Source organism: Flavobacterium rhamnosiphilum, assembly GCF_004349195.1.
GTDB lineage: Bacteria > Bacteroidota > Bacteroidia > Flavobacteriales > Flavobacteriaceae > Flavobacterium > Flavobacterium rhamnosiphilum.
The window spans coordinates 1-4,993 of sequence record NZ_SMLG01000024.1 but is presented as its reverse complement, the minus strand read 5'-3'; the positions used below and the strand labels follow the sequence as shown (position 1 = coordinate 4,993).

The 4,993-nt window shown below is 47.9% G+C and carries 2 tRNA genes and 2 rRNA genes; all 4 read right to left on the bottom strand.

Going from position 1 to position 4,993, the window contains the following annotated elements:
• Nucleotides 1–8: 8 nt before the first annotated feature.
• The 4 genes from E0I26_RS16295 to E0I26_RS16280 all read right to left on the bottom strand — a co-directional run bounded on the left by E0I26_RS16295 (nucleotide 9) and on the right by E0I26_RS16280 (nucleotide 4,968).
• Nucleotides 9–2,894 (bottom strand): 23S ribosomal RNA (locus tag E0I26_RS16295).
• A 190-nt stretch (nucleotides 2,895–3,084) separates the two neighbouring features.
• Nucleotides 3,085–3,158, bottom strand: a tRNA-Ala gene (locus tag E0I26_RS16290).
• A gap of 94 nt (nucleotides 3,159–3,252) precedes the next feature.
• A tRNA-Ile gene (locus tag E0I26_RS16285) sits at nucleotides 3,253–3,326 on the bottom strand.
• Between the two features lie 128 nt (nucleotides 3,327–3,454).
• A 16S ribosomal RNA gene (locus tag E0I26_RS16280) occupies nucleotides 3,455–4,968 on the bottom strand.
• Together the 16S and 23S rRNA genes with 2 tRNA genes alongside form the textbook arrangement of a ribosomal RNA operon.
• Between the last annotated feature and the right edge of the window lie 25 nt (nucleotides 4,969–4,993).

Sequence of the window (4,993 nt, the reverse complement as noted above, 5' to 3'; positions counted from 1 at the left end):
GGAAAAGCGTACATAAGCTTACGGGTTATTAGTACTACTCGACTATGACATTACTGCCTTTACATCTATAGCCTATCAACGTGGTCATCTCCCACGACCCTTAAAAGAAATCTCATCTTGTGGTGGGTTTCGCGCTTATATGCTTTCAGCGCTTATCCCTTCCAAACGTAGCTACTCTGCGATGCCACTGGCGTGACAACAGATACACTAGAGGTTTGTCCAATTCGGTCCTCTCGTACTAGAATCAGATCCACTCAAATTTCTTGCGCCCACAGTAGATAGAGACCGAACTGTCTCACGACGTTCTGAACCCAGCTCGCGTGCCACTTTAATGGGCGAACAGCCCAACCCTTGGGACCTTCTCCAGCCCCAGGATGTGACGAGCCGACATCGAGGTGCCAAACCCCCCCGTCGATATGAGCTCTTGGGGGAGATCAGCCTGTTATCCCCGGCGTACCTTTTATCCTTTGAGCGATGGCCCTTCCATGCGGAACCACCGGATCACTATGCTCTACTTTCGTACCTGATCGACCTGTATGTCTCTCAGTCAAGCTCCCTTATGCCATTGCACTCTACGCACGGTTACCAAGCGTACTGAGGGAACCTTTAGAAGCCTCCGTTACTCTTTTGGAGGCGACCACCCCAGTCAAACTACCCACCAAGCAATGTCCCCCGCATTACGGGGTTAGGCCTCAGATAAACAAAGGGTTGTATTTCAACAATGACTCCACAACGCCTAGCGACGCCACTTCACAGTCTCCAACCTATCCTACACATCATTTATCCAAGGTCAATACTAAGCTATAGTAAAGGTGCACAGGGTCTTTTCGTCCCACTGCGGGTAAGCGGCATCTTCACCGCTACTACAATTTCACCGAGCTCATGGCTGAGACAGTGTCCAGATCGTTACACCATTCGTGCAGGTCGGAACTTACCCGACAAGGAATTTCGCTACCTTAGGACCGTTATAGTTACGGCCGCCGTTTACTGGGGCTTCAATTCAATGCTTCTCCGAAGATAACATCTCCTCTTAACCTTCCAGCACCGGGCAGGTGTCAGGCCCTATACTTCATCTTACGATTTTGCAGAGCCCTGTGTTTTTGATAAACAGTCGCCTGGACCTCTTCACTGCGGCCAGCATTGCTGCTGGCGACCCTTCTCCCGAAGTTACGGGTCTATTTTGCCTAATTCCTTAGCCATGAATCTCTCGAGCACCTTAGGATTCTCTCCTCGACTACCTGTGTCGGTTTGCGGTACGGGTACTCATTACCTGAAGTTTAGAGGTTTTTCTTGGAAGCCCTTAGGCGCACTATCACTTCAACCGAAGTCTCCGTGTACTATCGTATTTCCCCAAGCCGCGTGGATTTGCCTGCGCAGCTTATAGGTAGGTACTTCAACGAACTATTCCGTCAGTTCGCGGCGCTTTCATCACTCCGTCACCCCATCACAGTAATAAGTAGTACGGGAATATTAACCCGTTGTCCATCGACTGTCCCTTTCGGGTTCGCCTTAGGTCCCGACTAACCCACAGCTGATTAGCATAGCTGTGGAAACCTTAGTCTTTCGGTGTGCGGGTTTCTCGCCCGCATTATCGTTACTTATGCCTACATTTTCTTTTCTCACCGGTCCAGCATACCTTACGATACACCTTCTACCCTGTGAGAATGCTCCCCTACCACTACCTAAATAAATAGGTAATCCATAGCTTCGGTAATACACTTATGCCCGATTATTATCCATGCTCGTCCGCTCGACTAGTGAGCTGTTACGCACTCTTTAAATGAATGGCTGCTTCCAAGCCAACATCCTAGCTGTCTGGGCAGACAAACCTCGTTCTTTCAACTTAGTGTATATTTGGGGACCTTAGCTGATGGTCTGGGTTCTTTCCCTCTCGGACTTGGACCTTAGCACCCAAGCCCTCACTGTTATGAAACATTATATAGCATTCGGAGTTTGTCAGGAATTGGTAGGCGGTGAAGCCCCCGCATCCAATCAGTAGCTCTACCTCTATATAACTTTACGCATAACGCTGCACCTAAATGCATTTCGGGGAGTACGAGCTATTTCCGAGTTTGATTGGCCTTTCACCCCTACCCACAGGTCATCCGAAGACTTTTCAACGTCAACCGGTTCGGTCCTCCACTGTGTGTTACCACAGCTTCAACCTGCCCATGGGTAGATCACACGGTTTCGCGTCTAACACTACTGACTAAAGCGCCCTATTCAGACTCGCTTTCGCTACGGATCCGTGGCTTAACCACTTATCCTTGCCAGCAACGTTAACTCGTAGGCTCATTATGCAAAAGGCACGCCGTCACCCCACGAAAGGGCTCCGACCGCTTGTAAGCGTATGGTTTCAGGATCTATTTCACTCCGTTATTCACGGTTCTTTTCACCTTTCCCTCACGGTACTGGTTCACTATCGGTCTCTCAGGAGTATTTAGCCTTAGCGGATGGTCCCGCCAAATTCAGACAGGATTTCTCGTGTCCCGCCCTACTCAGGATACCACTATCGTTATCTTCTATTACTTATACAGGGCTATCACCTTCTTTGGCTTTACTTTCCAGTAAATTCTAATTCTATCCGCAACAAATCGCGTGGTCCTACAACCCCAATATTGCCGTAACAACATTGGTTTGGGCTAATCCGCGTTCGCTCGCCACTACTTACGGAATCACTTTTGTTTTCTTCTCCTCCGCCTACTTAGATGTTTCAGTTCAGCGGGTTTGCCCACCTATCGGTGTACTATGTCTTCAACATAGTGGGTTGCCCCATTCGGGTATCTACGGATCATATCGTGTGTGCCAATCCCCGTAGCTTTTCGCAGCTTATCACGCCCTTCATCGCCTCTGAGAGCCAAGGCATCCCCCATACGCCCTTATTTTGCTTATTGTACCAATCCTAAAATTAATTAGGACCGTTTCTTTTACTTGTCTAATGATAAACAAGCAAAAAATGCTTTCTACTTTTTATTATTTTCTTATCTCAATATGTCAATGAACTTTAACAAGTAGTAAGATTTTAGTATTAAGTATTAAGACATACGTCTTGATACTTTGTACTTTTCTCTTTGTACTTTCTTGTGGAGAATAACGGAGTCGAACCGTTGACCTCCTGCGTGCAAGGCAGGCGCTCTAGCCAGCTGAGCTAATCCCCCAATCTTTTTTAATTATGAATTGTGAATTATGAATTATGAATAACATTCATAACTCCTCAACTCTAGAATTTCTTCTTTTATTTAAGTTAAATAGTTGTCTCGGACAGACTCGAACTGTCGACCCCTACATTATCAGTGTAGTACTCTAACCAGCTGAGCTACGAGACACTCTTATTCTTAAATGGTATTATTTGAACTAACAGCAAGAGTAATAAAATTTTAATATTTGTTTCCAATTCGAACTTTCGTCTTCTTTCTTGAAAGTGTTACCGAAGTAACTAACATTCAAGCTCTAGAAAGGAGGTGTTCCAGCCGCACCTTCCGGTACGGCTACCTTGTTACGACTTAGCCCTAGTTACCAGTTTTACCCTAGGCAGCTCCTTGCGGTCACCGACTTCAGGCACCCCCAGCTTCCATGGCTTGACGGGCGGTGTGTACAAGGCCCGGGAACGTATTCACCGGATCATGGCTGATATCCGATTACTAGCGATTCCAGCTTCACGGAGTCGAGTTGCAGACTCCGATCCGAACTGTGACCGGTTTTATAGATTCGCTCCTGGTCACCCAGTGGCTGCTCTCTGTACCGGCCATTGTAGCACGTGTGTAGCCCAAGGCGTAAGGGCCGTGATGATTTGACGTCATCCCCACCTTCCTCTCAGTTTGCACTGGCAGTCTCGTTAGAGTTCCCGACATGACTCGCTGGCAACTAACAACAGGGGTTGCGCTCGTTATAGGACTTAACCTGACACCTCACGGCACGAGCTGACGACAACCATGCAGCACCTTGTAAATTGTCTTGCGAAAAGTCTGTTTCCAAACCGGTCAATCTACATTTAAGCCTTGGTAAGGTTCCTCGCGTATCATCGAATTAAACCACATGCTCCACCGCTTGTGCGGGCCCCCGTCAATTCCTTTGAGTTTCATTCTTGCGAACGTACTCCCCAGGTGGGATACTTATCACTTTCGCTTAGCCACTGAGATTGCTCCCAACAGCTAGTATCCATCGTTTACGGCGTGGACTACCAGGGTATCTAATCCTGTTCGCTACCCACGCTTTCGTCCATCAGCGTCAATCCATTAGTAGTAACCTGCCTTCGCAATTGGTATTCCATGTAATCTCTAAGCATTTCACCGCTACACTACATATTCTAGTTACTTCCTAATAATTCAAGTTTAGCAGTATCAATGGCCGTTCCACCGTTGAGCGATGGGCTTTCACCACTGACTTACTAAACCGCCTACGGACCCTTTAAACCCAATGATTCCGGATAACGCTTGGATCCTCCGTATTACCGCGGCTGCTGGCACGGAGTTAGCCGATCCTTATTCCTACAGTACCGTCAAGCTCGGACACGTCCGAGTGTTTCTTCCTGCATAAAAGCAGTTTACAATCCATAGGACCGTCATCCTGCACGCGGCATGGCTGGATCAGGCTTGCGCCCATTGTCCAATATTCCTCACTGCTGCCTCCCGTAGGAGTCTGGTCCGTGTCTCAGTACCAGTGTGGGGGATCTCCCTCTCAGGACCCCTACCCATCGTTGCCTTGGTAAGCCGTTACCTTACCAACTAGCTAATGGGACGCATGCTCATCTTTCACCGTTGTGACTTTAATAACATCTCCATGCAGAGTCGTTATACTATGAGGTATTAATCCAAATTTCTCTGGGCTATCCCTCTGTGAAAGGTAGATTGCATACGCGTTACGCACCCGTGCGCCGGTCTCTAGTTCCGAAGAACTATACCCCTCGACTTGCATGTGTTAAGCCTGCCGCTAGCGTTCATCCTGAGCCAGGATCAAACTCTTCATCGTATATTGTGTGAGTCCAGATAAATCT